At 61.7% G+C, this 24,172-nt stretch carries 21 protein-coding genes; 11 read left to right on the top strand and 10 right to left on the bottom strand.

The window, feature by feature from the left end; all coding sequences use genetic code 11:
• Nucleotides 1-51 precede the first annotated feature (51 nt).
• Nucleotides 52-978, bottom strand: a complete 927-nt coding sequence (locus AC1DUY_RS05820) for a quinoprotein relay system zinc metallohydrolase 2 (RefSeq protein ID WP_478112939.1) — start codon at nt 976-978, stop codon at nt 52-54.
• A gap of 156 nt (nt 979-1,134) precedes the next feature.
• Between AC1DUY_RS05820 and AC1DUY_RS05825 the strand changes: the two genes are divergently transcribed.
• The 3 genes from AC1DUY_RS05825 to AC1DUY_RS05835 all read left to right on the top strand — a co-directional run bounded on the left by AC1DUY_RS05825 (nt 1,135) and on the right by AC1DUY_RS05835 (nt 3,228).
• Nucleotides 1,135-2,031: a substrate-binding domain-containing protein gene (locus AC1DUY_RS05825; RefSeq protein WP_478112941.1), complete on the top strand. Its 897-nt coding sequence runs from the start codon at nt 1,135-1,137 to the stop codon at nt 2,029-2,031.
• 2 nt (nt 2,032-2,033) lie between these two features.
• Nucleotides 2,034-2,588, top strand: coding sequence for a PQQ-dependent catabolism-associated CXXCW motif protein (locus tag AC1DUY_RS05830; protein ID WP_478113378.1), 555 nt, complete (start codon nt 2,034-2,036; stop codon nt 2,586-2,588).
• A 139-nt stretch (nt 2,589-2,727) separates the two neighbouring features.
• On the top strand, nt 2,728-3,228 hold the full coding sequence (locus tag AC1DUY_RS05835; protein ID WP_478112943.1) for a GrpB family protein: 501 nt from the start codon (nt 2,728-2,730) through the stop codon (nt 3,226-3,228).
• A 142-nt stretch (nt 3,229-3,370) separates the two neighbouring features.
• Here AC1DUY_RS05835 and AC1DUY_RS05840 read toward each other — a convergent pair whose 3' ends face one another.
• From AC1DUY_RS05840 to AC1DUY_RS05860, 5 genes are read right to left on the bottom strand one after another with little or no spacing between them, the layout of a single operon-like run.
• On the bottom strand, nt 3,371-3,979 hold the full coding sequence (locus AC1DUY_RS05840) for a hypothetical protein (protein WP_478112945.1): 609 nt from the start codon (nt 3,977-3,979) through the stop codon (nt 3,371-3,373).
• The gene (locus AC1DUY_RS05845) at nt 3,976-4,824 is read right to left on the bottom strand and encodes an ABC transporter permease (RefSeq protein ID WP_478112947.1); all 849 of its coding nucleotides are present in this window, start codon (nt 4,822-4,824) and stop codon (nt 3,976-3,978) included. The genes AC1DUY_RS05840 and AC1DUY_RS05845 overlap by 4 nt, the downstream gene beginning before the upstream one ends.
• Nucleotides 4,821-5,642: an ABC transporter ATP-binding protein gene (locus AC1DUY_RS05850; RefSeq protein WP_478112949.1), complete on the bottom strand. Its 822-nt coding sequence runs from the start codon at nt 5,640-5,642 to the stop codon at nt 4,821-4,823. Before AC1DUY_RS05850 ends, AC1DUY_RS05845 begins: the two co-directional genes overlap by 4 nt.
• Nucleotides 5,639-6,631 (bottom strand): YVTN family beta-propeller repeat protein, encoded by a 993-nt coding sequence (locus AC1DUY_RS05855; protein ID WP_478112951.1) that lies wholly within the window; start codon nt 6,629-6,631, stop codon nt 5,639-5,641. Before AC1DUY_RS05855 ends, AC1DUY_RS05850 begins: the two co-directional genes overlap by 4 nt.
• Nucleotides 6,628-7,809, bottom strand: a complete 1,182-nt coding sequence (locus AC1DUY_RS05860) for an ABC transporter substrate-binding protein (protein ID WP_478112953.1) — start codon at nt 7,807-7,809, stop codon at nt 6,628-6,630. The genes AC1DUY_RS05855 and AC1DUY_RS05860 overlap by 4 nt, the downstream gene beginning before the upstream one ends.
• 163 nt (nt 7,810-7,972) lie before the next feature.
• On the opposite strand from AC1DUY_RS05860, the gene AC1DUY_RS05865 reads away from it, so the two are divergent.
• The gene (locus AC1DUY_RS05865; RefSeq protein ID WP_478112955.1) at nt 7,973-8,452 is read left to right on the top strand and encodes a DUF3280 domain-containing protein; all 480 of its coding nucleotides are present in this window, start codon (nt 7,973-7,975) and stop codon (nt 8,450-8,452) included.
• A 13-nt stretch (nt 8,453-8,465) separates the two neighbouring features.
• Here AC1DUY_RS05865 and fghA read toward each other — a convergent pair whose 3' ends face one another.
• Nucleotides 8,466-9,311, bottom strand: a complete 846-nt coding sequence (gene fghA, locus AC1DUY_RS05870) for an S-formylglutathione hydrolase (protein ID WP_478112957.1) — start codon at nt 9,309-9,311, stop codon at nt 8,466-8,468.
• 71 nt (nt 9,312-9,382) lie between these two features.
• Nucleotides 9,383-10,003: a response regulator transcription factor gene (locus AC1DUY_RS05875; RefSeq protein WP_068734560.1), complete on the bottom strand. Its 621-nt coding sequence runs from the start codon at nt 10,001-10,003 to the stop codon at nt 9,383-9,385.
• Between the two features lie 206 nt (nt 10,004-10,209).
• Between AC1DUY_RS05875 and AC1DUY_RS05880 the strand changes: the two genes are divergently transcribed.
• Together AC1DUY_RS05880 and AC1DUY_RS05885 are read left to right on the top strand one after the other, a co-directional pair.
• Nucleotides 10,210-11,631, top strand: a complete 1,422-nt coding sequence (locus AC1DUY_RS05880; RefSeq protein ID WP_478112959.1) for an ATP-binding protein — start codon at nt 10,210-10,212, stop codon at nt 11,629-11,631.
• A gap of 106 nt (nt 11,632-11,737) precedes the next feature.
• A complete protein-coding gene (locus AC1DUY_RS05885) occupies nt 11,738-14,155 on the top strand; it encodes a TonB-dependent receptor (protein WP_478112961.1) in 2,418 nt (805 codons plus the stop codon).
• A gap of 13 nt (nt 14,156-14,168) precedes the next feature.
• Here the strand turns inward: AC1DUY_RS05885 and AC1DUY_RS05890 are convergent, their stop codons facing one another.
• A complete protein-coding gene (locus tag AC1DUY_RS05890; RefSeq protein WP_478112963.1) occupies nt 14,169-14,552 on the bottom strand; it encodes a YkvA family protein in 384 nt (127 codons plus the stop codon).
• 218 nt (nt 14,553-14,770) lie between these two features.
• On the opposite strand from AC1DUY_RS05890, the gene AC1DUY_RS05895 reads away from it, so the two are divergent.
• The 3 genes from AC1DUY_RS05895 (at nt 14,771) to AC1DUY_RS05905 (ending at nt 19,377) form a co-directional block, all read left to right on the top strand.
• A complete protein-coding gene (locus AC1DUY_RS05895; RefSeq protein WP_478112965.1) occupies nt 14,771-16,552 on the top strand; it encodes an acyl-CoA dehydrogenase in 1,782 nt (593 codons plus the stop codon).
• Nucleotides 16,553-16,659: 107 nt separating this feature from the next.
• A complete protein-coding gene (locus tag AC1DUY_RS05900; protein WP_439087744.1) occupies nt 16,660-17,421 on the top strand; it encodes a crotonase/enoyl-CoA hydratase family protein in 762 nt (253 codons plus the stop codon).
• 180 nt (nt 17,422-17,601) lie between these two features.
• Nucleotides 17,602-19,377: a bifunctional metallophosphatase/5'-nucleotidase gene (locus tag AC1DUY_RS05905; protein WP_478112968.1), complete on the top strand. Its 1,776-nt coding sequence runs from the start codon at nt 17,602-17,604 to the stop codon at nt 19,375-19,377.
• 1,060 nt (nt 19,378-20,437) lie between these two features.
• Here the strand turns inward: AC1DUY_RS05905 and AC1DUY_RS05910 are convergent.
• Nucleotides 20,438-22,513, bottom strand: coding sequence for a putative bifunctional diguanylate cyclase/phosphodiesterase (locus AC1DUY_RS05910; RefSeq protein ID WP_478112970.1), 2,076 nt, complete (start codon nt 22,511-22,513; stop codon nt 20,438-20,440).
• Nucleotides 22,514-22,822: 309 nt separating this feature from the next.
• Between AC1DUY_RS05910 and AC1DUY_RS05915 the strand changes: the two genes are divergently transcribed.
• Together AC1DUY_RS05915 and AC1DUY_RS05920 are read left to right on the top strand one after the other, a co-directional pair.
• Nucleotides 22,823-23,758, top strand: coding sequence for a histone deacetylase family protein (locus tag AC1DUY_RS05915; protein ID WP_089265990.1), 936 nt, complete (start codon nt 22,823-22,825; stop codon nt 23,756-23,758).
• Nucleotides 23,759-23,849: 91 nt separating this feature from the next.
• Nucleotides 23,850-24,101: an exodeoxyribonuclease VII small subunit gene (locus AC1DUY_RS05920; protein ID WP_068734542.1), complete on the top strand. Its 252-nt coding sequence runs from the start codon at nt 23,850-23,852 to the stop codon at nt 24,099-24,101.
• Nucleotides 24,102-24,172 lie beyond the last annotated feature (71 nt).

Consider the following 24,172-nt stretch of genomic DNA (forward strand, 5'->3'; position numbering starts at 1 on the left):
CGGCCCTCGCAAGGGAAGAAGCGACGCGCTTGATACTACCCCAACCGGCAGTCATTCCCATTCAAATTGTGAGTATGCTGCAGTTGCGTTGCGGACGTTATAATCATCAAAAAGCTCCCATTTGCCGCGTTCGGCTTCTGCCGCGTGTTTCGTAGCTTCCGCGATCGGTTTGCCATCGATGACGTCCTTCCGGATACCGGACGCGAGTGTTTCGAGATACCGGCGTTCAGCGGCGAGGGCTTGCGGCCAAATGCTCACCGGACCATGGCCGGGAACGACGCGTTCGGCCGGCAGCGCCGCGAGATCGTCCAGCAGCTTGAGCCACGCCTGGATGCTGCCATCGAGCACGGGAATATGGCGGAGAAAAACCAGATCTCCAGCGAACAACGTCTTCGTCGCCGTGTCGAATACCGTGACGTCGCTATCGCTATGGGCGGTGGGCCAGGCTTTCACGATAAGTGTGCGCCCGCCGAGATCGAGGACGAGCTCTCCATCGACAAGCCGGGTTGGCGGTACGATACGGACGTCATCGATCAGCGCGTCGCCCATGCTGCGCCTGAATGCGTCGAGATAATACTGCCCGCGTACGGCCAGTGCCTGCGGCAGCCTGATATGGCCGACGAACTCGGTTCCGTCAGCGACGAAGGCGGCGTTGCCGAACATATGATCGGGATGACCATGGGTGTTGATGACGTAACGAATGGGCTTGTCTGTATGTGCGCGAATGGAAGCCAGCAATTGTCGCCCTTCCCGCACGCTGCCCCCGGTGTCGATCACGGCAACCGCCCGATCACCGATCACGACGCCGATATTGGCGATGGCGCCGTCATTATCTGACGACATCAAGGCGATGCGCCCCTGATGCATGAAGACGCTTGGCGCGATTTCACTGATCGCCAAAGTCTGTTGTTGCGCGCGAGCAGATGCGAGCATTGCCAGCATGATGAGCGCTACATGCATCGCAAAGCGAGATGTCATTTGCATCTCCATATCACTCCGGGGCAAGCAGCGATTCTGCAATCACCCGGAAAGTGCGGCGCAACATCGGAAGCGCCCCATTGCATCTTGCACGCTTAAAACGAGAGGCCTAGGTTTTTGTCGTGTCACCCATCAAATGTGAACGGCAGGTAGCGCATGCACCACAGAGCGGAACGATCCGGAAAACGTCGCGCGCTACTCACGTCGCTCTTTGCGAGTGCGCTGTTGCTTGAGGGCATATGCACCGCGCTTAGCCAGACTGCTGCGACCGACGATCTCTCGATCGAGCTGGTCGACCCGCAGTCGCTGCGCGTTTGCGCCGATCCGCGTAACATGCCGTTCTCGAATGAGAAGGGCGAGGGTTTGGAGAACAAGCTCGCCGAGCTGTTCGCAGCCAAACTGAACAAGAAGCTCGATTACGTCTATTTTCCGCAGGCGACGGGTTTCGTTCGCATGACTCTCGGCGCGCATCGTTGCGATGTCATCATGGGCTTCCCGCAGGGCGACGACCTCGTCCAGGGGACCAATCCCTATTACCGGACGGCCTATGCGCTGGTGTCGAAGACCGGCGCCGGTCTCGATGATGTCACGACACTGGATGACGCCAGGTTGAAGAGCAAGCATATCGGCATCGTGGCGGGGACGCCGCCGGCCACCAATATGGCGGTCAACGGCCTGATGGTGAATGCGAAGCCCTATCCGTTGGTGATCGATACCCGCATTGATTCATCAGCACTGGCCATGATCAAAGATCTCACATCTGGCGATATCGACGCAGCGATCCTGTGGGGGCCTATGGCGGGCTTCTACGCCAAGAACGCGAATCCTCCGCTTCATGTCACGCCGCTGGTCAAGGAAACCACGGGCCCCCGCCTCGTCTATCGCATCGGCATGGGCGTGCGCTCCGCGGATCAGAATTGGAAGCGGCAGCTCAACCGGCTGATTCAGGAAAACCAGCCGGCCATCAACAAGGTCCTGCTCGATTTCGGCGTTCCCATTCTCGATGAGAACAATCGTCCGATCGGGCCGGAGGCGGCAGCCAAGTCGCCGTGACCATGCGTTACGCCATCCTTCTCGCGATGGCACTGGTGATGGTCACGTCGGCCCGGGCCCAGGATATCGTCCCCGAGCCCGATGACTATCGCACCGACAATTATCGCACGCCGGTGCCGGCGACGCTGAAAGGCGGACGCGTCATCACGACGAAAGACGCGGAGGCGATCTGGCGCGACAAACGCGGCACTTTCATTGATGTCATGCCGCGTCCGCCGAAGCCGGCCAATCTGCCGCCGGAAACAGTCTGGCGCGACAAACCGCGGCACAACATTCCGGGCAGCCTGTGGCTGCCCGACACCGGCTACGGCAGGCTGGCCACCGAGACTGAGGCCTATTTGCGGGATGGTCTCGCGCGCGCATCGGCCGGCAACCGTGCTGCCCTTCTGGTGATCTACTGTCAGGCCGATTGCTGGATGTCCTGGAATGCCGCAAAGCGCGCGGTGTCCTATGGCTACAGCAATGTCGTCTGGTATCCGGAAGGCACCGACGGTTGGGAGCTGGAGGATCTACCGTTGGCGGATGCGCAGCCTGAACCGCGGCCGCCGGCGAACTAGGGCGTGGACTCATAACGCGCAGCCAGCCACAGCCGAATAGATGCAAGCTAGACGAAGGCAAGATAATTAGCGGCGAGGCCGAAGCTCCTGCCTCTCGGTGCGATCTATGCGGAAATCGTGTTTGTGCCTAATATATAGAATGTCGCTCACCAGCCCTATCAAGCCTTATGATCCAACATGGCCTCAGCAGTACGCCGAAGAAGAGGCGCGGTTGAAACTCATTTTCGGTCTCGTGCTGATCGAAATTCATCATGTGGGCAGCACCGCTGTACCCGATTTAGCGGCCAAGGGAGAAATTGACGTGCTTGCCGTAGTGAAGTCAGATAGGGGGGTGGAAAATTGGAGCCGATCGTTGGCGGAACTAGGCTATCGTCGTGGAGGCGACCTCTCGCTGGGCCACCATTTCTTCAAGCGGGACTTGAACGGAATCCGCACTCACAAGCTTCATGTTTGCCTGGACGGGCACCGACAGATTGGACGGATGCTGAAATTTCGAGACCATCTGCGCAGGGATGGAGGGGACCGTTCGAGATATCAGGAGTTGAAGCTAAGGCTGGAGCACGAAAATGCCTCGGGTATTCAACAATACCTAGCTGCGAAAGACCCGTTCATCCGAGACGTCCTGGCCAAGCTTGATTGAGTGGTTCTTTAACGAGATCAAGCAATGCTGACATAGTGCTACCCGCTGTGACAAGCTCGCCGCCAACTAATTTGCCTTCATCAAGCTTACTTCGATCCATCTATGGATACGGGCTAATGAGTCCACGCCCTGGCGCGCGATATTATTCCATCTCCTGCTGGATGGTGCGGCTGAGTGCGAACAGCCGCTGATCGATCAGCGTCGGCACCTCGCAGACGAAGGTGACGACGCGGCGCCGGTCGTCGAAGATGCGGGCTTCCCATAGCAGCTTGTTGTTGAGTTCGTCGATCTTCGCCTGATCGGGCGGCGATGCGCTCTGCAATGTCTGCAGCGCGGCCGTGTCGGCGCGGACCCGGTCGGCGGCTTCACGCTGTTTACGCGTGACGCGTTCGAGACCGGCCAGCACCGTCGCGCGCTGCGCGTTCAAACTGTCGAACAGCCCGGCAAAGATCAGTTTGCCTGACCTGGCCTTGTCCGGCGATCGCGACAGAAAATCCGTGATCGCCTTCTGCGCTTCCTCAACGGGTACGCGCCGTGTCGCCAGACGTTCGACCAGCGCGCTGACCTCGGCGTCGTCCTTCCAGGCGCTGGCGACATCGTCGATCGGCGGTCCGGCCCAGACGGCAGCCAGCGAGATTTCCGGCACTTTGGCCTGAACGCACGGCCAATCGGGATAACGCGGATCGGCTGCCTGCGCAGTGCCCGACCAGATCAACAAGAGTGCTGTGATGATGCCGATCGGTCTGTTCATGTCTCGCCCCCGGCTGGTGCCCGCCGGGCAAGGCCGCGGCCGGGATCGTAAGCAATGATTGCACCGATCATGAATACGGCGGTACAGCCCGCGACAACGGCAAGGGAGACCCAGTTGACCTTGTCATAGAGCGCGAAGCGGATCAGTTCGACCGCATGGGTGAAGGGATTGAACAGGCAGAGATAATAGAGCATCGGGCTGCCCTCCTGCACGCGCCACAAAGGATAGAGTGCGGACGACGCAAAGAACATCGGGAAGATCACGAAGTTCATAACCCCCGCAAAATTCTCCAGTTGCTTGATGCGCGACGAGATCAGCATGCCCAGCGATCCCAGCATCAATCCGGACAGGATCAGTGCCGGCAGAACAGTGAGATAGCCAATGAGCGGCGGAGCGATGTCCCAGAACCAGGCGATCAGGAGAAACGCATAGACCTGCAGCAGGGAGACGACTGTCCCGGCCAGCAGTTTGCACACCAGCAGAAACCAGCGCGGCAGCGGGCTGACCAGAAGCGTCCGCATATTCCCCATCTCGCGGTCATAGACCATCGACAACGAGGACTGCATGCCATTGAACAATTGGATCATCGCGATAAGACCGGGCGCGATATAGACCTCATAGAGAATATAGGTCTCGTAAGGCGGGATGATCGAGATGCCAAGCACCTGCCGAAAGCCGGCGGCGAAAATGAACAGCCAGACCAGCGGACGCACCAGCGCCGAAACGAAACGTTCGCGCTGATGCAGGAAGCGCAACGCCTCCCGCCACAGGATGCCGTTGAGACAGGTGACATAGTTGCCGAAACCCAGCTTGCGACGCTCATGCGCGACGAATGTCGTACTCACGATGACCTCCCGTGCCGGTCGGCCGCCTCGGTCATGCTCCGGAAAGCCATGTCAAAATTGGGAGCGCCGGTTTCGCCGAGGATCTGCGTCACGGGACCTTGCGCGAGCACGTGGCCGTGATGCAACACGACGAGATCGTCGCTGGCAGTAATCTCGTCAAACAGATGAGTTGCCCACAGCACACCGATGCCTTGTTCCGCGACCAGCATCCGGACATGCGCAAGAATATCGGCGCGCGCCTGCACGTCGAGACCAACTGTCGCTTCGTCCAACAGCAGCAGCCGCGGCCGATGCAGCAGTGCGCGGGCGATCTCGAGACGTCGCATCTGTCCGCCGGAGAGATCGCGCACCCGGCTGTTCACCCGGTCGGCAAGACCGATGCGCGCGATCACCTCGTCGCCGCGCAGCCGGGCCTCGCGCCGCGCGATACCCTGCAGTGCCGCATGATAGAGCAGGTTCTGCATGACAGACAGATCGAGATCGAGCGTACGTGGTTGAAACACCACGCCAAGCAGCCGCAAGGCATCGCTCGGCGTATCGCTGATGTCGTGGCCGAATACGCTGATCCGTCCAGTTTGAATGCCGAACAACCGGGTGATCAGCGCAATCAGCGTACTCTTGCCCGCGCCATTGAGGCCGAGCAGAGCCGTGAAACTCGCCGGCGCGACATTGAAGGAGACATCCGACAGCGCCTGCCGACGACCATAGCAATGGCCGATGCCTGCGACCGACAGAGCGGGTGTCACCGCCGGCTCGTCAATCGGCTCCGGCGCGTCGTGCGCGACCTGTTCGGGGCGGGATGTGTCGATGGTGGTCATGGCCGTGCCATGGCGACGCCCCAGGGCAATTCGCCGACCTGAATGGTCTTGATGACCTTTTGTGCCGCCACGTCGATGACCGAAACATCGTTGGAGACACCATTGGTGACCAACAGATATTTCTCGTCGGGGGTAAACGCCATGTGCCAGACCCGCTGGCCCACCAGCAGATACTTGATCACCTTGTGGGTCGCCGCATCGACGATGGCGATCCGGTTGGCGGGGCCGAGCGCGATGAAAGCGATTTTGGCATCCCGGGTCATGCCGATGCCGACCGGCTGAATGGCTTCGCGCCGCAGACCGGGAATGTTGAACTCGATCTTGTCGGTCACGACCCGCTTGGCGGGATCGATCACGGACACCGTGCCGCCGATCTCGGAGGACACCCACAGTTCCGAGCCATCGCGCTTGAATTCGGCGAAGCGCGGACGCGCGTCGACCAGGACATTGGCCACGATCTCGCGCGTCGCGGTGTCGATGAAATGCGCCATATTGGTGGTTTCGGACGTATTGATCAGGATCTTGCCGTCAGGGCTGATCGCCATGCCTTCGGGCTCGACACCGACCTGCACGTCGCCCATGCGCACGCGTTTTTCGAGATCGATCACGGTCACCGTGTTGTCGTTCTCGTTGGCGACATAGAGAACCTTGCCTGCGGCATCCTGGGTGAAAAGCTCAGGATCAGGACCGGACGGCAGCGAGTCGACCACCTTCTGGCTGGCGACGTCGATGATCTGGATGGTGTCGTCGTCGCCGACCGCGACAAGTACCGATTTGCCATCGCGCGTCAGTTCGATGCCGCGCGGACGCTGACCGACCTTGATGGTCGCGGTGACGGTCCAGCTGTCGGTGTCGATCACCGAGACGGTGTTGCTCTTCTCGTTCGACACATAAGCGAGAAAGGCCGATGCAGGCGCCGCTGTTGCAAGCCATGTCACCGCTCCACACAGCCAGACACGACACAGCATCTTCGATCTGTTCATCATCATTGCAGCCTGCATTTGCTTTCCGGACGATCTATACCGAGCGTGTCGAGCTCCGAGACCTGATGCAGGAAGCCTTCCTGCGGCGAGACCGAAATCACCATGCGCCCGTCAACCAGCAGGATCGGCTGGCGTAGCTGCAGGTTCCAGTCGCGGATCGTGAGCCGCTGCCCCTTGAAACCGGCGATGGAAAAATCGGGCGACTTCAGAAACGCCAGAATGGCTTTGCCATCGCCCGAATTGGTGCGGGACGCGGCTTCGCCGATCATGCGGGTCGCGAGCCAGGCCTGCATGTCGCGCGCTGTCATGCGGCGCGCATTCAGTTTGGTGAAGCGGTTCTGGATCTGCACGGCGCCCCATTGATCCTGTGCCGCGTGCCAACTGGTCGGCACCAGCCCCGCCGATCCCGCCACCGGCCGCGGGTCCCAGGTGCGATACGGCAGATAGGAGGCGAAGACTTCGCTCTCGTCGGCGGCGATCATGACGTCATAGGCCGGTGCCTGTTGTGTAAAGACCGGGATCTGGCGCTGGATCAACGTGACACCGCTATCGGTGCGCCGCGCGCCGCCAGTGTCTTCGAAGACACGTTCCTGCACGATCTTTGCGCCGAACCGTGCGGCGGCACGGCGATAGGCGTCGGCTTCAAGCCGATCGTCGTCATGCGAGCCGACCACGAGCAGCCAGCGTTTCCACTGCTTCCACACCAGATACTGCGCCAGCGCATCCGCCAGCATCGATCGCGTCGGCGCGATATGGATCACATTGGCACGGCAGTCCGCCTCGCGCAGCCGATCGTCGGTGGCACCCACATTGAACAGGATGCCGCCGCGGTCACGCACCGCGTCGGCCGCCTGCAGCAATGCATCGGGCGGCAGGTCGGCAATGATGAAGGTGCTGCGGCGAGCGAGATCGCGTGCGGCTCCGGCGACATCGTCACCGCCCTTCACACGGACCTCGTCCAGCCCGAACTGCTGCTTCAGGAACTTGCCCGTGGTGTTGTTGTCCTCGATGGCGAGCCGCGCGCCGGCGATGCCATCGTTCTCGGACGGTAATTCGACCAGCGAAAGAGTTGCCTTGATACCGGCCTGACCGAGATAACCGATGCTGATCGTCAGCGGTTCGGCCGCCAACGCAGACGACGTCACGGCGCAGAGACTGATCGCGCCGATCAACCACCGTATCATGTTCCCTCCGGCTACTCCTTCCCGGCTTGGCGCTGGTAAAGGGTCTCGTGCTTGAAACATGAACCAATTATCGTAGCTTGCAACCTCGGATTCTGCCGACGCGTTGCATTTTAATGATGCGAGGTCCGCGATGAGAGCCCTATCGATCACCGTGCTGTTACTGATGATGACAGCGACGGCTCACGCCGCAGCGCCTAAAGTGGCGGTATTCAATTTCGAATGGCTGGATACGAGCCTCGAAGGCGAGGTGAGGGGACGGCGCAGCGACGAGCAGGCAAGACTGCTCCATGCTGCCGACCAGCTTCGCGAGGAGATGAAACAGTCCGGCCGTTTCGAGCTGCTGGACATGTCATCACTCAATGTTGCGGCGCAAGGCCGGAACTTGCAGGCATGCGGAGGCTGTGACGTACAACTCGCGCAGCAGATCGGTGCCGACCTCGTCATTACGGGGCTCGTACAGAAGGTCTCGAACCTGATCCTCAATATGAACATCACTCTGCGAAATGTTCACACCGGGCGGCTGGTCGCCACGATGAGCGCTGACCTGCGTGGCAACACCGATGAAAGCTGGTCGCGCGCGACGAGCTATCTGGTGCGCAACCGCCTGCTCGCACCGAATTACGGCGCCCCGCAGCCGCAGTAACGCAAGCCGCTGCTCACCCTTTGAGGCGCGCCGCGTGCCAGCGCAGATGATCGGCCATGAAGGTCGAGATGAAATAGTAGCTGTGATCGTAGCCGGGCTGGTGGCGCAGCGTCAGCGGAATGCCTGCCTTGTCGCAGGCGCTCTGCAACAGTTCGGGCCGCAATTGTTCGGCCAGAAAATTGTCGGCGTCGCCCTGATCGACCAGAAATTCGGGGAATCGCGCGCCGTCCTCAATCAGGGCAACCGCATCGTGCTTTCGCCAGGCAGACTTGTCGTCGCCGAGATAGCCGCGCAGCGCCTTGATTCCCCACGGCACTTGCGACGGCGCCACGATCGGCGCGAAAGCGCTGGCCGCGCGGTAGCGATCAGGATGACGCAGCGCAATGGTCAGCGCGCCATGCCCGCCCATGGAATGGCCGAGGATCGACTGACGACTGCTATCGATGGGGAATTGGTCGGCCACGAGCTGCGGCAGCTCCTCGGTCACATAACTCCACATGCGATAGTTGCGCGCATACGGCTCCTGGGTGGCATCGACATAGAAGCCGGCGCCCAGCCCGAAGTCATAGGCATTGTCGGCGTCACCGGGAACATCGGCACCGCGCGGGCTGGTGTCCGGCGCAATGAAGATCAGCCCCAGTTCGGCGCATGCGGCGCGAAAGTCGCCCTTTTCGGTGACATTGGCGTGGGTGCAGGTGAGGCCCGAGAGATACCAGACCACAGGCAGCCTGGCGCCATCCTGATGCGGCGGCACATAGACCGAAAATGTCATGTCAGTTCCGGTCGCGCGACTGGCGTGTTTGTAGACACCCTGTGTGCCGCCATATGATCGATTGAGCGAAACTGTCTGCATGGTCATGACTTTACAGGTTGGATGCGGCAGCGATGCGACATCGCCGAAACAAGTGACGTCTGGTCAGGAACGCCCGGTCAGGCGATGCCACGCTCGATGGCGAAGCGGACCAGTTCGACCGAGCTGCGGACGCCGAGCTTTTGCCGCATGAGTGACGATGTATTGGCGACCGTCTTGTAGGAGGCGTGAACCATCCATGCAATCTCGGCGAGGCTCTTGCCGGCACCGAGCAGTCGCAGGATCTCCATCTCGCGCGAATTCAGCTTCGACAGCGGACTTTGCGTCAGCGCAGGTCCGGCAAAAGCAAGGCTTCGCGCCATCGCCGGCGGGAGATACACGCCGCCGCGCGCAACCTCATAGACCGCCTCCAGGAGGTCGTGTGGGTCGCCGGTCTTGGAGACATAGCCCTTGGCGCCACTCTCGATCGCGCGGGCCGCGAAGATCGGGTCGTCATTCATGCTGAACATGATGATGCGCATCGTATCGTCGCGCAGCAGGATGCGCCGCGCCAGTTCATATCCGGAAACGGTCGGCAGATTGATGTCGATGATGCAGATATCGGGGTCCCCGGTCAGGAAAACCTGCTCCCCACTGGCGGCATCGGACGCTTCCAGCAGTTCGATCTCCGGATCGTCCGCGAACACCGCGCGGCAGCCCGATGTGACGATGGGGTGATCATCGACGATCAGAACGCGCATGGGTTAACCCCGTAAACTCTGTCGGCCAGAAACTCTGTCAGCAAGTCTCGACCTGCTCCTCGATTGCTGCGCTGCATCAGCCGCGCGCCTTTGGAGTGACATGATTGACAATCGAAGGTCGCCTCGATCCGATATGATCGCCGTCGAATTTCGCTGTCAAGTTCATAGTCGCGGCATGCAGGCGAGATGCGAGTGAAAGCATGGTCATGTGGCAGAATCTTTCGCTGCGCGCGCGGATCAATCTCCTGGTCGCGCTGGTGCTCGCGCTTGGCTTGATCGCCAATGTCGTGCGGCTCGCACTGGAAGCTGGCCCGCGCGTCCAGGCCGAGGACCAGAGCGTTATCCGGCTAACGCGTGAAGTTATCGAAAGTATTGGAACTGGCCTGAGCGAAGCGCAGGATCCGAATGCGCGGCTCGATAAAATTGTCGCCGATCTCAATCGATTGCGACATGTCAGTATCGTCAGGCAAAGCGATGGGAACATGCCGCCCCCGAAGAGTGACGGTCAGGATCGAAGCGACGGTGCAGGCTCTCCGCCATCGTGGTTCGTATCCTTGATTCACCCGGAGCGGATATCGGAGTCGGCATCGGTGATGGTTGGCGAGAAGCGGCAGACGCTGCTGATCACCTCGCATCCCGATGACGAGATGCGGGAGATATGGGACGGCATCGTCACCCAGCTGACACTCAGTCTGATCGTTGCAATGGTGTTGTTCGTCGTCACGAGCCTGGTCGTCAGGCGGGCGCTGGCGCCGCTCGATGCATTGTCGCAGGCCATGGTCGATATCGAAGCGGGGAACTATCAGGCGCGCGTCGCCCCCGCGGGCGCGCCGGAACTTGCCGCACTCTGCATCCGGCTCAATCATCTCGCAGCCACATTGGGCGATGTGCTCGAGGACCGGCGGCGTCTGGCGCAACGGGCCGTCTCGCTGCAGGATATCGAGCGCAAGGATATCGCACGCGAACTGCATGACGAGTTCGGGCCGTATCTGTTCGCCCTGCGCGCCCATGCGGGCGCAGTGATGCGCCTCGCCGATCACGATCCGTCGGGCACGGGTGCCTTGTCGAGGCATGGCACTGCCATTCTGGCGCAGGTCGATGTCTTGCAGCAGTTCAATCGCCGCATTCTCGAGCGGTTGCGGCCGGTCGGGCTGACGGATCTCGGTTTGTCCGGTGCTATTACGGTCTTGCTGCGTCTCTGGCGTGAATCCCATCCGGAGGTCATGATCGAGAGCCTGGTATCGCCAACGCTTGCTCCCCTTGGTGAGGTTGCCGAACTAACCGCCTATCGCGTCGTTCAGGAGGCACTCACCAATGTGTTCCGCCACGCGCAAGCCTCTGCCGTGAGCGTGATCATCGAACCGGTGATGGGAACGGCGGCGAAGCCTGAATATGACAACGTGCTGGTCCGCGTGCGTGACAATGGCCGCGGCCTCGATCCCGATCGCAATGGCGGCTTTGGTCTGGTCGGCATGAGAGAGCGGGTCTGGGCCCTGGGCGGGACGCTCACGGTCAGATCTGATGTGGACGGTGTGACTGTCGAGGCTATCATTCCCGTGACGGAGCCGCTGCCAAATCCGCCTGTTACGCGCGATCGGGAATTTGTCCCGACTTTATCGGGAAAATAACTGAGACGGATTTCGACATTTGCAGATAGCGCAGCCTCTCACACTCGCTAGTATCACGCTACCGAACGGTGCCATCAGAGCGCCGACGCGGAATGGGGTGAAACAGATGCGCGTAAGAGTGCTGGTCGTGGCTTCGCTGTCGACGGGTTTTCTACCGGTTTCCGAAACGGCTTTTGCGCAAAGTCCACCTGGAGAGCCGCAGGTGCTGCCTCCCGTGGTCGTGTCCGCCCCCGCCACCGCCAGCAAACGCGGCCCGCGGCGTCAGACCACCCAGCGGGTCGCCGAGCGGCCGCGTACGGTCTACGTCTATCCGACCACGCCGACGTCGCGTTCCGGCATCGACGTCGACAAGGTCACGGCGAGTATCAATTATGTCGATGCCCGCGCGATCGAACGTGCCAATTCCCTGAACGTCACTGATGCGCTGCAGCAGCAAGTGCCCGGCATTCTGATCAACGAAGTCGCGGGCAATCCCTTCCAGCCCGATCTGCAATTTCGCGGCTTCGTGGCGTCGCCGGTGGCCGGTACGCCGCAGGGGCTCGCGGTCTATCAGAACGGCGTGCGTATCAACGAGGCCTTCGGCGACACCGTCAACTGGGACCTGATCCCGACCGCGGCGATCCGCTCGGTCAGCGTGGTCACCAATAATCCCGCCTTCGGCCTCAACGCGCTGGGCGGCGCGGTCAACATCCAGATGAAGGACGGCTTCAACTATCAGGGAGCCGAGCTCAGCACGATGGGCGGCTCGTTCGGCCGCATCCAGGGCTCGGCGCAATGGGGCAAGCAGGTCGAGGGATTCGCCGTCTATGGCGCGCTCGAAGGGCTGCATGACAAGGGCTTCCGCAACTTCGCGACGTCGGACGTCCGACGCTTTTATGGCGATGTCGGCTATCGCAGCGACAGCAGCGAGCTTCACCTGAATATGGGCGTCGCCAACAACAAGTTTGGCGCCTCGGCGACCGTTCCGGTCGAGCTGCTGCAGCAGAATTATGGCGCCACCTATACGACGCCGCAGACCTCGAACAACCGCGTCGGCTATCTCAATTTCACAGGAAAGGTCGAGGCGACGCCGACCTGGACGGTGGAGGCGTCGGCGCATCTGAGATTCTTCCGGAACAAGACCCAGGATGGCAATCCAACCGGCACCCAGCCCTGCGAAGATCCGACCCTCTTGTGCTTCGGCGATGACGACACGCCGGCCAACGGCCTGAACGGCGCGCAAATTGCCAATCCCTTCGCGCCCGGCGCGGTTCTTGGCGAGAATGATCGTACCTCGACGCGCTCGACCACGGTGGGCGGCTCCCTGCAGGCGACCAATACCGATCAGCTGTTCGGCCATAACAACCGCTTTGTCGTCGGCGCCAGCTATTCGTCCAGCGCCAGTCACTTCACGGCCAGCGCCGAACTCGGCACCATCGGCCCGGATTACATCGTCACCGGCAGCGGGATTTCCCTCGGTCAGTCCGGCGATCCGATCGCGATCGGTCCGGTGTCGCTGCGGACCACCAATCGATATGGCGGCATCTACGCGCTCGACACATTCGATGTGACCAATGCGTTTTCGATCACCGGAGGCGGTCGCTTCAACACGGCGCAGATCGTGCTCGAGGATCAGATCGGCACCGCGCTCAACGGTGACCACACTTTCAACCGTTTCAATCCGATCATCGGCGGTACCTACAAGATCACGCCTGAGCTGACCGCCTATGCCGGCTATTCGGAAGCCAACCGCGCGCCGACCCCGCTGGAACTCGGCTGTGCCGATCCCGCCAATCCCTGCATCGTCGGCGCCTTCCTGATCTCCGACCCGCCGCTCAAGCAGGTGGTTTCGCATACGATAGAAGCTGGTCTGCGTGGCACCAAGGAGCTGAATGCCGGCACGCTGGGCTGGAAGCTCGGTGCCTTCCGCGCCACCAACACCGATGACATTCTCGCAATCCCGAGCCCGGTCCTGCAGGGCTACGGCTATTTCCAGAATGTCGGCTCGACGCGCCGGCAGGGTATCGAGGCGGAAGTCACACTGCGCGCGCCGACCCTGCAGCTCTATGCCAGCTATGCCTTCGTCGATGCGCGCTTCCTTGATCCGCTCGCGATCGGCTCGAACAGCCCGTTCAAGGATGGCGACGGCAACGTCCAGATCCTGCCCGGCAACCAGATCCCGGCGATCCCGCGTCACCGCGTCAAGGCCGGGTTCGACTATGCACTGACCGACGCTTTCAAGGTCGGGGCTGATGCGCTGTTCGTCAGCAGCCAGTATTTCGTCGGTGACGATTCCAACCAGGCGCCCAAACTTGAAGCCTATACCGTGTTCAACGCCCACGCGTCGTATCAGATCGACAAATCCGTGCAGGTCTTCGCCCGCGTCGACAACATCCTCGACCGGCGCTATTCGACATACGGGACTTTCTTCGAGACCGACTCGGTGCCGAATTTTGCCAATGGCGGCGCCCAGTTCACGGACGCACGTTCGGTTAGCCCGGCGCGGCCCCGCGCCTTCTATGCCGGTGTGAAGGTCAGGTTCTGAGGGGCGCGGGCGATCAGGTCTGCGTCCAGTAGCGATAGCCGAGCCACCCGAGCAGGAGTGCGCTGGCGAGCCACAATACGATGATGGCGATCATGCCCGATCTGCTGGTCGGGCGTTCCGCAGCCTCGCGCGCCTTGATCCGGTACTCGGCCATCACCTCGCCCGGGACCAGCGCCACCACGAGCCAGATACCCAGCGGCACGATGATCAGGTCGTCGAGATAGCCGAGGACCGGCACGAAATCCGGAATGAGATCGATCGGCGACAGCGCATAAGCGGCGACAGCGATCGCGAGCACCTTCGCAAACCATGGCACCCGCGGATCGCGCGCGGCGAGATAGACGGCATGCGTGTCCGTCTTGATGTTCCGGGCCCAGCTTTTGATCCGCATCAACATGGAGGCGTCGTATCGCACAAATCAGCTTCAAGATAGCCATTGATATTGCAGCAGAAGTTGGCGGATTTCGTTTCCCCATACGAAGACTCGGATCTTGCCGCCCCAGCCACAGAGGGCCCCGGATGCGCCCTTTGGCGTGTTGAGGAGCTGCCCGTTTCGTGGGAAGACGGCGGAAAGCTGAAAAAGTTTACCCAAAGAATTGCTGGGAGCGAGATGCCATGACCTACCGAGCACCGATCAACGACATGCTGCTGGCCCTGAATCATGGCGCCGGCCTGCAGGCGGCCCTGAAAGCCGGCCATTACGGCGATTTCGACGCCGATATGACCGCTGCCGTGCTCGAAGAAGCCGGCCGCTTTGCCAGGGACGTTCTGGCGCCGCTCAATACCGTGGGCGACAAGAACGGTATCAAGCTCTCGGATAATAAAGTCACCACCGCCCCCGGCTGGCCCGATGCCTATGCGCGCTGGACTGCCGCCGGCTGGAACGGCGTCTCCGGCCCCGAAGCCTTCGGCGGCCAGGGCCTGCCGCTGGCGATCAATGCCGCCTGCACCGAGATCTGGAGCGCGTCGAATATCGCTTTCGGCCTCTGCCCGCTGCTGACGCTGTCCGCCATCGAAGCGCTCGACGCCCATGGCAGCGATGAGCTCAAGAAGATCTATCTGGAAAAGCTCGTCACCGGCGAATGGACCGGCACCATGCAGCTCACCGAGCCGCAGGCCGGCTCCGATGTCGGCGCCCTGCGCTCGCGCGCCGAGCGCCAGGCCGACGGCAGCTATCGCATCTCCGGCACCAAGATCTTCATCACCTATGGCGATCACGACATGACCGATAACATCGTGCATTTCGTGCTTGCGCGATTGCCCGATGCCCCCGCCGGTACCAAGGGCATCTCGCTATTCCTGATTCCGAAATTTCTCGTCAATACCGACGGCTCGCTCGGTGAACGCAACGACATCCATGCCTCCGGCGTCGAGCACAAGCTCGGCATGCACGCCTCCCCCACCTGCACCATGACCATGGGCGACAAGGGCGGCGCGGTCGGCTACCTCATCGGCGAGGAAAATCGCGGCATGCTGTGCATGTTCACGATGATGAACCAGGCCCGGCTCGGCGTTGGCCTTGAAGGCGTCGGCATCGCCGACCGCGCCTATCAGCAGGCACTGGCCTTTGCGCAGGAGCGCAAACAAGGCCGCGGCATCGGCAGCAAGACGGCCGGCATGGACCCGATCATCGTGCATCCCGACGTCAAGCGCATGCTGATGCAGATGCGTTCCCTCACCGCCGCTGCGCGGACCATCTGCTACGCCACCGCCGTGGCGCTCGACATCGCCGCACGTTCGCCCGACGCCAAGGTGCGCACCGAAGCGGCCGCGCGCGGCGCATTGTTGACACCGATCGCCAAGGCCTTCTCCACCGATATTGGCAATGAAGTGACGTCACTCGGCGTGCAGATCCATGGCGGTATGGGCTTCATCGAAGAGACCGGCGCGGCACAGCACTACCGCGATGCGCGCATCACCGCGATCTATGAAGGCACCAACGGTATCCAATCGATCGATCTCGTCACGCGCAAACTCGCGGCATCGGGCGGCGAATCCGTATGGGCACTGCTGGACGAACTCGGCGGCATCGTGTCGCGCGTCGAGGCCTCCAACGATCCCGCCTTCGGCACCACCGGCGCAAAACTCCGCGACGCGCTCGGCTCGCTGGAGCGTTCAAGCAAGTGGCTGCTGGAGAAGCTGGCCTCGGCACCGAACGACGCGCTCTCCGGCGCGACGCCCTATCTGCGGCTGTTCGGCTCCGCGCTCGGCGGCTGCATGCTGGCCAATGAAGCCCTTGCCGCACGCGATCGCGACGGCGACGGCGACGCTGCACGCTATGTGACAGTTGCGCGGTTCTTCGCCGAGAATGTTGCGGTGCAGGCTGGTTCGCTTGAACGCACCGTGATGGACTCCAGTGAATCCGTAATGTCGGCCGACGCCGTTTTGCTGGCATAAACCATCGCCCGCCATATCGGCCGCAGCGGATTGATGTAATATCCGGCAGAGGAAACGTGCCAGCCGCGCTTTTTGCGGGGCGCTATGGGCTATGCCAGGGAATTGACATGACCGAACATCTGATCGTGACCGACGAAGAGGCCACGCGCGTGATCACGCTGCGCCGGCCGGAAAAGAAGAACGCGCTGACGCAGGACATGTATCACGCCATGTCGGACGCGATCGACACCGCGCAGAACAATCCCGATATCCGCTGCATGATCATCACCGGCGGCTCCGGCGCCTTCACCGCGGGCAACGACCTGCAGGATTTTCTGAAGGACAGCGCCGAAAAGGCCGAGTCCCCACGCGCGTCGAACGCCGTGAAGTTTCTGTATTCGCTGGCGCAGAACACCAAGCCGATCATCGCCGCGGTGGATGGCATTGCCATCGGCATCGGCACGACCATGCTGTTCCACTGCGACTATGTGCTGGCCTCGACCACCGCAACCTTCTCAACGCCGTTCATTCATCTCGGCCTGGTGCCGGAAGCCGCCTCCAGCCTGCTGTTCCCGCGCACCATGGGTCATCAGCGGGCCTTCGCCGCGCTGGTGATGGGCCGCACGATGACGGCGGAAGATGGCCAGGCCGCCGGTTTCATCAACGAAATCGTGCCGCCCGGTCACACCGAAGTCGAAGCGCGCAAGGTCGCCCGCGAAATCTGCGCACTGCCGGTGGAAGCCGTGGCAATCTCGCGCCGGCTGCTGAAGCTCCCGCCCGAGGATCTCACGCGGCGCATCGATCAGGAGAGCCATCTGTTCGGCGAGCGCATGAAGTCGCAGGAAGCGAGCGCGGCGTTCAAGGCGTTCTTCGCGCGCAAGAAGGCGTAATCTAACCTCTCCCCGTGTCCATGCGAAGCGCAGCTTCGCTAGGCGGGGAGAGGTCGCCGCGTCTTCGCGGCGGGTGAGGGGCATGGCACCATGCCAGCATCGATGGAGATCTAGCGGATCACATCGCTGTCGCACTGAGACGCCAAAGTCCTCAATCATCGATACAAGATGCTCAAAATCATGCGACCCGATAGCTCTCCCGAATGGCAATGCCCTTGCGCCGCCCCTCACCCGGATCGCAAGAGCGATCCGACCTCTCCCCGTAAAGAACGGGGAGAGGTTAAGAATGCAGCGCTCGCTGCGTGCAGTGTTCTAGCTGGCGCACTATTGTGTGTAGCATCGGCCGCCCTCGCCCAGACATCCCCCACCCCCGTCGACGTCACCGTCCTTGCCATCAACGACTTCCACGGCAATCTGCGCCCTGCCCCCGGCGGCATCGTGATCGACGATCCCGCCGACAAAACGAAGAAGATCACCGTGCCCGCCGGCGGCGCCGAGCATATGGCGACGCTGGTCAAGCAGCTCCGCGCCGGCAAGGCGAACAGCGTATTCGTGGCTGCCGGCGACCTGATCGGCGCCAGCCCGTTTCTCTCCGCGCTGTTTCATGACGAACCGACCATCGAGGCACTGTCTATGATGGGCCTTGAGATCGCCTCGGTCGGCAATCACGAATTCGACGAAGGGCGCGAGGAGCTGCTGCGCATGCAGAACGGTGGCTGCCATCCCGTCGATGGCTGCCAGGGCCCGCATCCCTTTGCCGGCGCGACGTTCAACTATCTCGCCGCCTCGACCATCGATACGAAGACCGGCCAGCCGCTGCTGCCGCCCTATCAGATCAAGACATTCGACGGCATTCCCGTCGCCTTCATCGGCCTGACGCTGAAAGGTACGCCCGGCCTCGTGGCGCCGCCGGGAATCGCCGGGCTGGAATTCAGGGACGAAGCCGACACGGTCAATGCGCTGGTGCCGGAACTGAAGGCCAAAGGCGTCGAGGCCATCGTGGTGCTGATCCATGAAGGCGGCTTCTCCACCGGCGACTACAATGAATGCCCGGGTATTTCCGGACCAATCGTCGATATTGTGAAGAAGTTCGACAAGGCGGTCGACGTCGTCGTCAGCGGCCACACGCACCGCGCCTACACCTGCCAGATCGACGGACGCCTCGTCACGTCAGGCGACAAATACGGCACGCTGGTCACCACCATCGACCTCAAGCTCGACCGCACCACCCACGACGTCATCAGCTCGAAAGCCGACAACGTCATCGTGCGCACGGCAACCTATCCCGCCGATCCCGCACAGACGGCCTTGCTTGCGGCCTATGACAAGGTAGCCGCGCCCATTGCCAGTCGCCCTGCCGGATCGGTCACCGCAACGCTATCGCGCATGCCCGACATGACGACCGGCGAAAGCCCGCTGGGCGATATCATCGCTGACGCACATCTCGCCGCGACATCGGCCGGCAATCTCGGCGCTGCCGTGATCGCCTTTACCAATCCCGGCGGCATCCGCGCCGACATCACCAAATCGGCCGACGGCAGCGTGACCTATGGCGACGTCTTCGCAGCGCAGCCGTTCCGCAACCAGCTGGTGACGCTGACGCTCACAGGCGCGCAGATCAAGGCGATGCTTGAGCAGCAATGGAACACGCCGAGCCGGCCGCGCATCCTGCAGGTCTCGAAAGGCTTCAGCTATGCCTGGGATAATACGGCGGCAGCAGGCCAGCGCGTCCCGCCCGGGCGCATGATGCTGGATGGCAAGGTGATCGATCCCGCAGCAAATTATCGCGTCACCGTGAACGGCTTTCTCGCCGTCGGCGGCGATGGCTTCACCGTGTTGAAAGAGGGCAAGGAGCCGCTGGTCGGCGTCTACGATGTCGATGCGCTGAACGCTTACATGAAGGCCAACAGCCCGGTGTCGCCGATGCCGCTGGGGCGGATTGCACGGGTGGATTAGCGGAACGCCTGTCTGCCGGAAGCTGTCATTCTGAAGCGATCATCTTGGCTCTTCATTCCCCGGCCCGGGATCTCGACCCAAGCTCGTCATTCCGGGGCGTGCGTCGCCGGCGAAGCCGGCAGAGCGCGAACCCGGAATCCCGGTGTGTTTGGCACGATCAGAGAGTCCCATGTCGAGATTCCGGGTTCGCGTTCGGCGAGAGCCGCCCGCGACCCGGAATGACGAGTGTGAGATAGACCCGCGCGGAACGCACCAAAACATTTATTCCTAAATCCCGTTGACAGCATCTCCATCAGGTTTATATTCCCCTCCGTCCTGCCCCACCGAGAGGGGCGATCGCGATCGTCACGTTCGCGGGGTGGGATGCGGTGGACGCCGGAGATGCGGCGTCACGCGGTTCATGGGGGACGTCTGTCTTCGGGCAGGACGGATCTGCGCCAGCACTGCCACTGGCAAGGAGACGGCCGGCCTTGGGATGGAAAGACTCCTGGACAGTGTGACGGACGACCAAGTCAAAACGCGTTCGGCTTACTCGCTTGAGGCTCCCTTCCCATCGCCTTGGGACTTTAATTCGCGATCGGAGCGTTCGTCGAGGCAAAGTGCAAGCAACCGAAAAAACACCGCAGGCGGAACGTCGGGCACTTGCTCGGCGCCTCCGAAAGTCCTGATGCACTCTCAATTGCGGAAGACCGCATTCGCATCAGGCCCAAGGGTGCAACGGGCACCCGGCGTTCCGCACGCCCTCTCATAAGGGGGCGGGGATGCAAGCGACGACGGCGCCCCCGCGCCGCAAACAACAGGGGTTATGACGCATGTCTGAAGAGCCGTGGCTGTTTGAAATTTGAATCTGCGACGGCGCGACGCGCTATCGGCGCCGCACCCACAGGTGTCATCCCCGGGCTTGACCCGGGGATCCAGCTTGGCCCGCACACCGTCGCACAAGAAAGATGGATGGCCGGGTCAAGCCCGGCCATGACGTGGGGAGAAGCCTGGGATTATTGCCAAGCTCGCTTCGCGCCATCCGGCCATGACGATCATGAAATTGAACGGCCTTCACCTTCTACGCCACGTTCCTCCGGTCGATCTCGCTATGGACATCGAACGGCTCCGGCCTGCCCACCGCATAGCCCTGCGCAAAGTCGACGCCGATCTGCGTGAGCGCCGTGATGATCTCGTCGCTCTCGACAAATTCCGCCACCGTCCGCTTGCCCATGATCTTGCCGATATGGCTGATCATCTCGACCATGGCGCGGTCGATCGGATCGGTGAGCATGTCCTTGACGAAGGAGCCATCGATCTTGAGATAGTCCACAGGCAGGTGCTTGAGATAGGCGAAGGACGACATGCCGCTGCCAAAATCGTCCAGCGAGAAGCGGCAACCGATCTGCTGCAGCGCCTGGATGAATTTATTGGCGTCGGCGAGATTGGCGATGGCGCTTGTCTCGGTGATCTCGAAGCAGATGATGGTCGGCGGTATCCGATAGATGCGGAACTGCTCGCGGACATAGTCCAGAAAGCTTTCATCCTTGAATGTCGCGCCGGACAGATTGATGGCGCAGGTCGAGACCGGCGTCGCACCTTCGACCAATCGCGCGGCGAGAATGATGAACGCATTCCTGACCACCCAGCGATCGATCAGCGTCATCAAACCATAACGTTCCGCCGCGGGAATGAAATGGCCGGGCGCAACCAGTTGCCCCGCCTCGTCGCGCAGCCGCAACAACAGTTCGACATGCAGAGTGCCATCCTCGCGCTCGCTGAGCGGAATGATCTTCTGGGCATAGAGACAGAAGCGATCCTGCTCCAGCGCATCGTGAATGCGCTGCACCCAGTTCATTTCGCCGAACCGCTGCAGCAATTCGGAATCGCTGGGCTGATGCAGTGTAACGCGATTGCGGCCTTTCTCCTTGGCCATGTAACAAGCTGCATCGGCCGCGCGCAGCGCCTCTTCCAGCGTCACCTCGGGCTGCGCGATACAGACGAGGCCGATACTGACGGTGACGTTGAACGAACGTCCGTTCCAGACGAAGTTCAGCTCTTCGACCGTCCGCCGCAATCGCTCGGCGGTCGCCGCCGCACGATCCGGCTCGCAGCGCTCCAGCAGCACGGCGAATTCATCGCCACCAAGGCGGGCCAACAGATTGTCCGGGCGCAGATGTTTTTTCAGTATGCCCGAGACCTGCCGCAGCAGATGATCGCCGGCAGCATGGCCGCAGGTGTCGTTGACGATCTTGAATTGATCGAGATCGAGGAACATCAGCGCATGCGGCCGCGCATCGGCGTCGATCCGCGGCAATGCGTATTGGACCCGACGCTCGAATTCGCGGCGATTCGCCAGCCCCGTCAGTGCATCATGCGAGGCCTGGAACGCGAGACGTGAGATGTATTTCTGTTCACGCTCCTTCTCGATCTTCAGCGCCGTCTCGAAGCGCTGACGCTGGATCAGCAGATTACGTGTCCGCCAGATGCCGAGCAGGATCAACAGCGCCGCGGTGAACACATTGGCGACCAGCAGAATGCCTTGAATGGCGCGGGAGCCGATGCCGAGGCGCCGGGAGAACTCCACTGCCAGCGGCGAGGTCTGTTCATTGATCTGGTCGATTTGCGCCTTCAGGGCTGCGAGGCGCATCAATCCCACCTTGCCATCGATGACGCTGGCGTGAATGGCGTCGGCCGTATCGACCAAACTCTGGATCACGGGATCGGTGGCGTGCCAGGTCTCGATGGCTCGGGCGAGATAGACGACCTTGCTGAAATTGCGAAACAGCGAGATCATGCCGGGGATGTCTGCGGCATCGTTGCCGCCTTGCAGGAATCCGTCATAGGCAGCCCGCAGATCCGGCACCGGCTGTTCGAGCGCGCGGCGCGCGATGAGATCCCCGAGCGGCACGGCGATGCTCGCCTGATAACGGCGATAATATCTGTCGTCGCCGGTCTCGGCATAGAGGCTGAGTGCATGCACCGCCTCCATCTGCCCCTTCGACCATCGGCTTTCGCCGGTGACATAGGCGCGGACCGACGACAGGATGTGGATGCTGGTGCCGGCGAGAAATGCCTGCAGCAAGACGATGGCAACGAACGGCCACACCGAACGCAAGAGATGGGGTACGCGCCTTGGATATTTCGATTCACTCATCGCGTACGAACCCACCCCAGACGCGAGCGCAACTGCGGAGTCCGACGATGGAATATGCGCACCTTCTCCGCAGAATGCCGCGGCCTCCACCGATAGCAGCCGCGACTTAACGCGCGTTTCAATTCCGCGGCGTCAGGCGGTGTCGATGAAACGACATGAATCGAATGTGAAGAAAGCGATCCATAATTCTGATCGGTAGCTCTGTTAGGGGACGACCGCACCAGCGATGCCCCCCTATCGGAACCTGACCTGACCGGCTAGGTTATCGTCTCATCATACCAGCGCCCCCTGCGCTTGCGGACCATTTGCATGACGACACTTCTTCTGAGCCATCCGGCCTCGCTCGATCACCTCACCCCGCCCGGCCATCCTGAACGCCCCGACCGTATGCGCGCGGTGGCGCAGGCACTCAGCGAAGACCGCTTCAACGCGCTGGTGCGGGGCGAAGCGCCGGAGGGCAATCTCGACGTCGTCAGCCTCTGTCATGACAATCATTACATCGATGAATTGCGCCATGTCGCGCCGAGCAGCGGCCTCGTCTATCTCGACGGCGACACGTCGATGTCCCCCGGCACCTGGGAAGCGGTGATGCGCGGCGTCGGCGGCGCAATCGCGGCGACCGACGCGGTGATGAAAGGCGAGCACAGCAATGCCTTCGTCGCGACCCGCCCGCCCGGCCATCATGCCGAGCACAACAAGCCGATGGGCTTCTGCTTCTTCGATCAGGCCGCGATTGCAGCGCGGTATGCGCAGCGCACCTACGGCATTACCCGCGCGGCCGTCGTGGATTTCGACGTCCACCATGGCAATGGCACGCAGGACATTTTCTGGGCCGACCCCACAGTGATGTATTGCTCGACACATCAGATGCCGCTGTTTCCCGGTACCGGTGCATCCCAGGAGCGCGGCGAGCACGACACGGTCGTTAATGCACCGCTGCATGACGGCGACGGCAGTGCAAAATTCCGCTCTGCCTTCGACAATCTCATCCTGCCGCAACTGCAGAAATTCGCACCGGAACTGCTGATCATCTCCGCCGGCTTCGATGCGCATCGCCGCGATCCGCTCGCGTCGCTTAATCTGGACGCCGAGGATTTCGGCTGGGTGACGCGCAAGCTGATGGATCTCGCCGACAGCACCGCCGGTGGCCGCATTGTCTCGGTACTCGAGGGTGGTTATGATCTGCAGGGCTTGAAAGAATCGGCCGCGGCCCATGTCTCTGCGCTGATGGGGGCATCGCGCTGAAAGGGGGCAGGTCGGAAAACGTACCCGCCACAATACGCCCTCAAACATATCTTTGACTCCGTCCTTCCAAAATGCGCACACGGGAAACCGAATGGCCGAGAACACCCATGCTGACGTCAAGAAGCTGACGTTTGAGACCGCGATCGAAGAACTGGAATCGATCGTGAAGCGCCTCGAAGACGGCAAGGTGCCGCTGGAAGAGTCGGTCGCCATCTATGAGCGCGGCGAGGCGCTGAAGCGGCGCTGCGATGAATTGCTGCGTCAGGCCGAAGCGCGCGTGGACAAGATCACCACGGATTCGAACGGCAAAGCGATCGGCACCGAACCGCTGGACGTCCAGTAGGAAATCGCGCGGGCTGAGACCTCGCACCACCCCGCGGCCGAATTAGCGCTTGGCGCATGGCGCGGCCTGTT

It is taken from the genome of Tardiphaga sp. P4_G1, from assembly GCF_056401215.1.

What these genes read in the sequence shown, in the direction of transcription:
- AC1DUY_RS05900 (WP_439087744.1), top strand. Translation starts at nt 16,660, where the DNA reads ATGACCGAACATCTGATCGTGACCGACGAAGAGGCCACGCGCGTGATC.
- fghA (WP_478112957.1), bottom strand. Translation starts at nt 9,311, where the DNA reads ATGACCATGCAGACAGTTTCGCTCAATCGATCATATGGCGGCACACAG.
- AC1DUY_RS05875 (WP_068734560.1), bottom strand. Translation starts at nt 10,003, where the DNA reads ATGCGCGTTCTGATCGTCGATGATCACCCCATCGTCACATCGGGCTGC.
- AC1DUY_RS05915 (WP_089265990.1), top strand. Translation starts at nt 22,823, where the DNA reads ATGACGACACTTCTTCTGAGCCATCCGGCCTCGCTCGATCACCTCACC.
- AC1DUY_RS05920 (WP_068734542.1), top strand. Translation starts at nt 23,850, where the DNA reads ATGGCCGAGAACACCCATGCTGACGTCAAGAAGCTGACGTTTGAGACC.
- AC1DUY_RS05840 (WP_478112945.1), bottom strand. Translation starts at nt 3,979, where the DNA reads ATGAACAGACCGATCGGCATCATCACAGCACTCTTGTTGATCTGGTCG.
- AC1DUY_RS05890 (WP_478112963.1), bottom strand. Translation starts at nt 14,552, where the DNA reads ATGTTGATGCGGATCAAAAGCTGGGCCCGGAACATCAAGACGGACACG.
- AC1DUY_RS05820 (WP_478112939.1), bottom strand. Translation starts at nt 978, where the DNA reads ATGACATCTCGCTTTGCGATGCATGTAGCGCTCATCATGCTGGCAATG.
- AC1DUY_RS05865 (WP_478112955.1), top strand. Translation starts at nt 7,973, where the DNA reads ATGATGACAGCGACGGCTCACGCCGCAGCGCCTAAAGTGGCGGTATTC.
- AC1DUY_RS05880 (WP_478112959.1), top strand. Translation starts at nt 10,210, where the DNA reads ATGTGGCAGAATCTTTCGCTGCGCGCGCGGATCAATCTCCTGGTCGCG.
- AC1DUY_RS05860 (WP_478112953.1), bottom strand. Translation starts at nt 7,809, where the DNA reads ATGATACGGTGGTTGATCGGCGCGATCAGTCTCTGCGCCGTGACGTCG.
- AC1DUY_RS05830 (WP_478113378.1), top strand. Translation starts at nt 2,034, where the DNA reads ATGCGTTACGCCATCCTTCTCGCGATGGCACTGGTGATGGTCACGTCG.
- AC1DUY_RS05855 (WP_478112951.1), bottom strand. Translation starts at nt 6,631, where the DNA reads ATGATGATGAACAGATCGAAGATGCTGTGTCGTGTCTGGCTGTGTGGA.
- AC1DUY_RS05905 (WP_478112968.1), top strand. Translation starts at nt 17,602, where the DNA reads ATGCGACCCGATAGCTCTCCCGAATGGCAATGCCCTTGCGCCGCCCCT.
- AC1DUY_RS05835 (WP_478112943.1), top strand. Translation starts at nt 2,728, where the DNA reads ATGTCGCTCACCAGCCCTATCAAGCCTTATGATCCAACATGGCCTCAG.
- AC1DUY_RS05850 (WP_478112949.1), bottom strand. Translation starts at nt 5,642, where the DNA reads ATGACCACCATCGACACATCCCGCCCCGAACAGGTCGCGCACGACGCG.
- AC1DUY_RS05885 (WP_478112961.1), top strand. Translation starts at nt 11,738, where the DNA reads ATGCGCGTAAGAGTGCTGGTCGTGGCTTCGCTGTCGACGGGTTTTCTA.
- AC1DUY_RS05895 (WP_478112965.1), top strand. Translation starts at nt 14,771, where the DNA reads ATGACCTACCGAGCACCGATCAACGACATGCTGCTGGCCCTGAATCAT.
- AC1DUY_RS05910 (WP_478112970.1), bottom strand. Translation starts at nt 22,513, where the DNA reads ATGAGTGAATCGAAATATCCAAGGCGCGTACCCCATCTCTTGCGTTCG.
- AC1DUY_RS05825 (WP_478112941.1), top strand. Translation starts at nt 1,135, where the DNA reads ATGCACCACAGAGCGGAACGATCCGGAAAACGTCGCGCGCTACTCACG.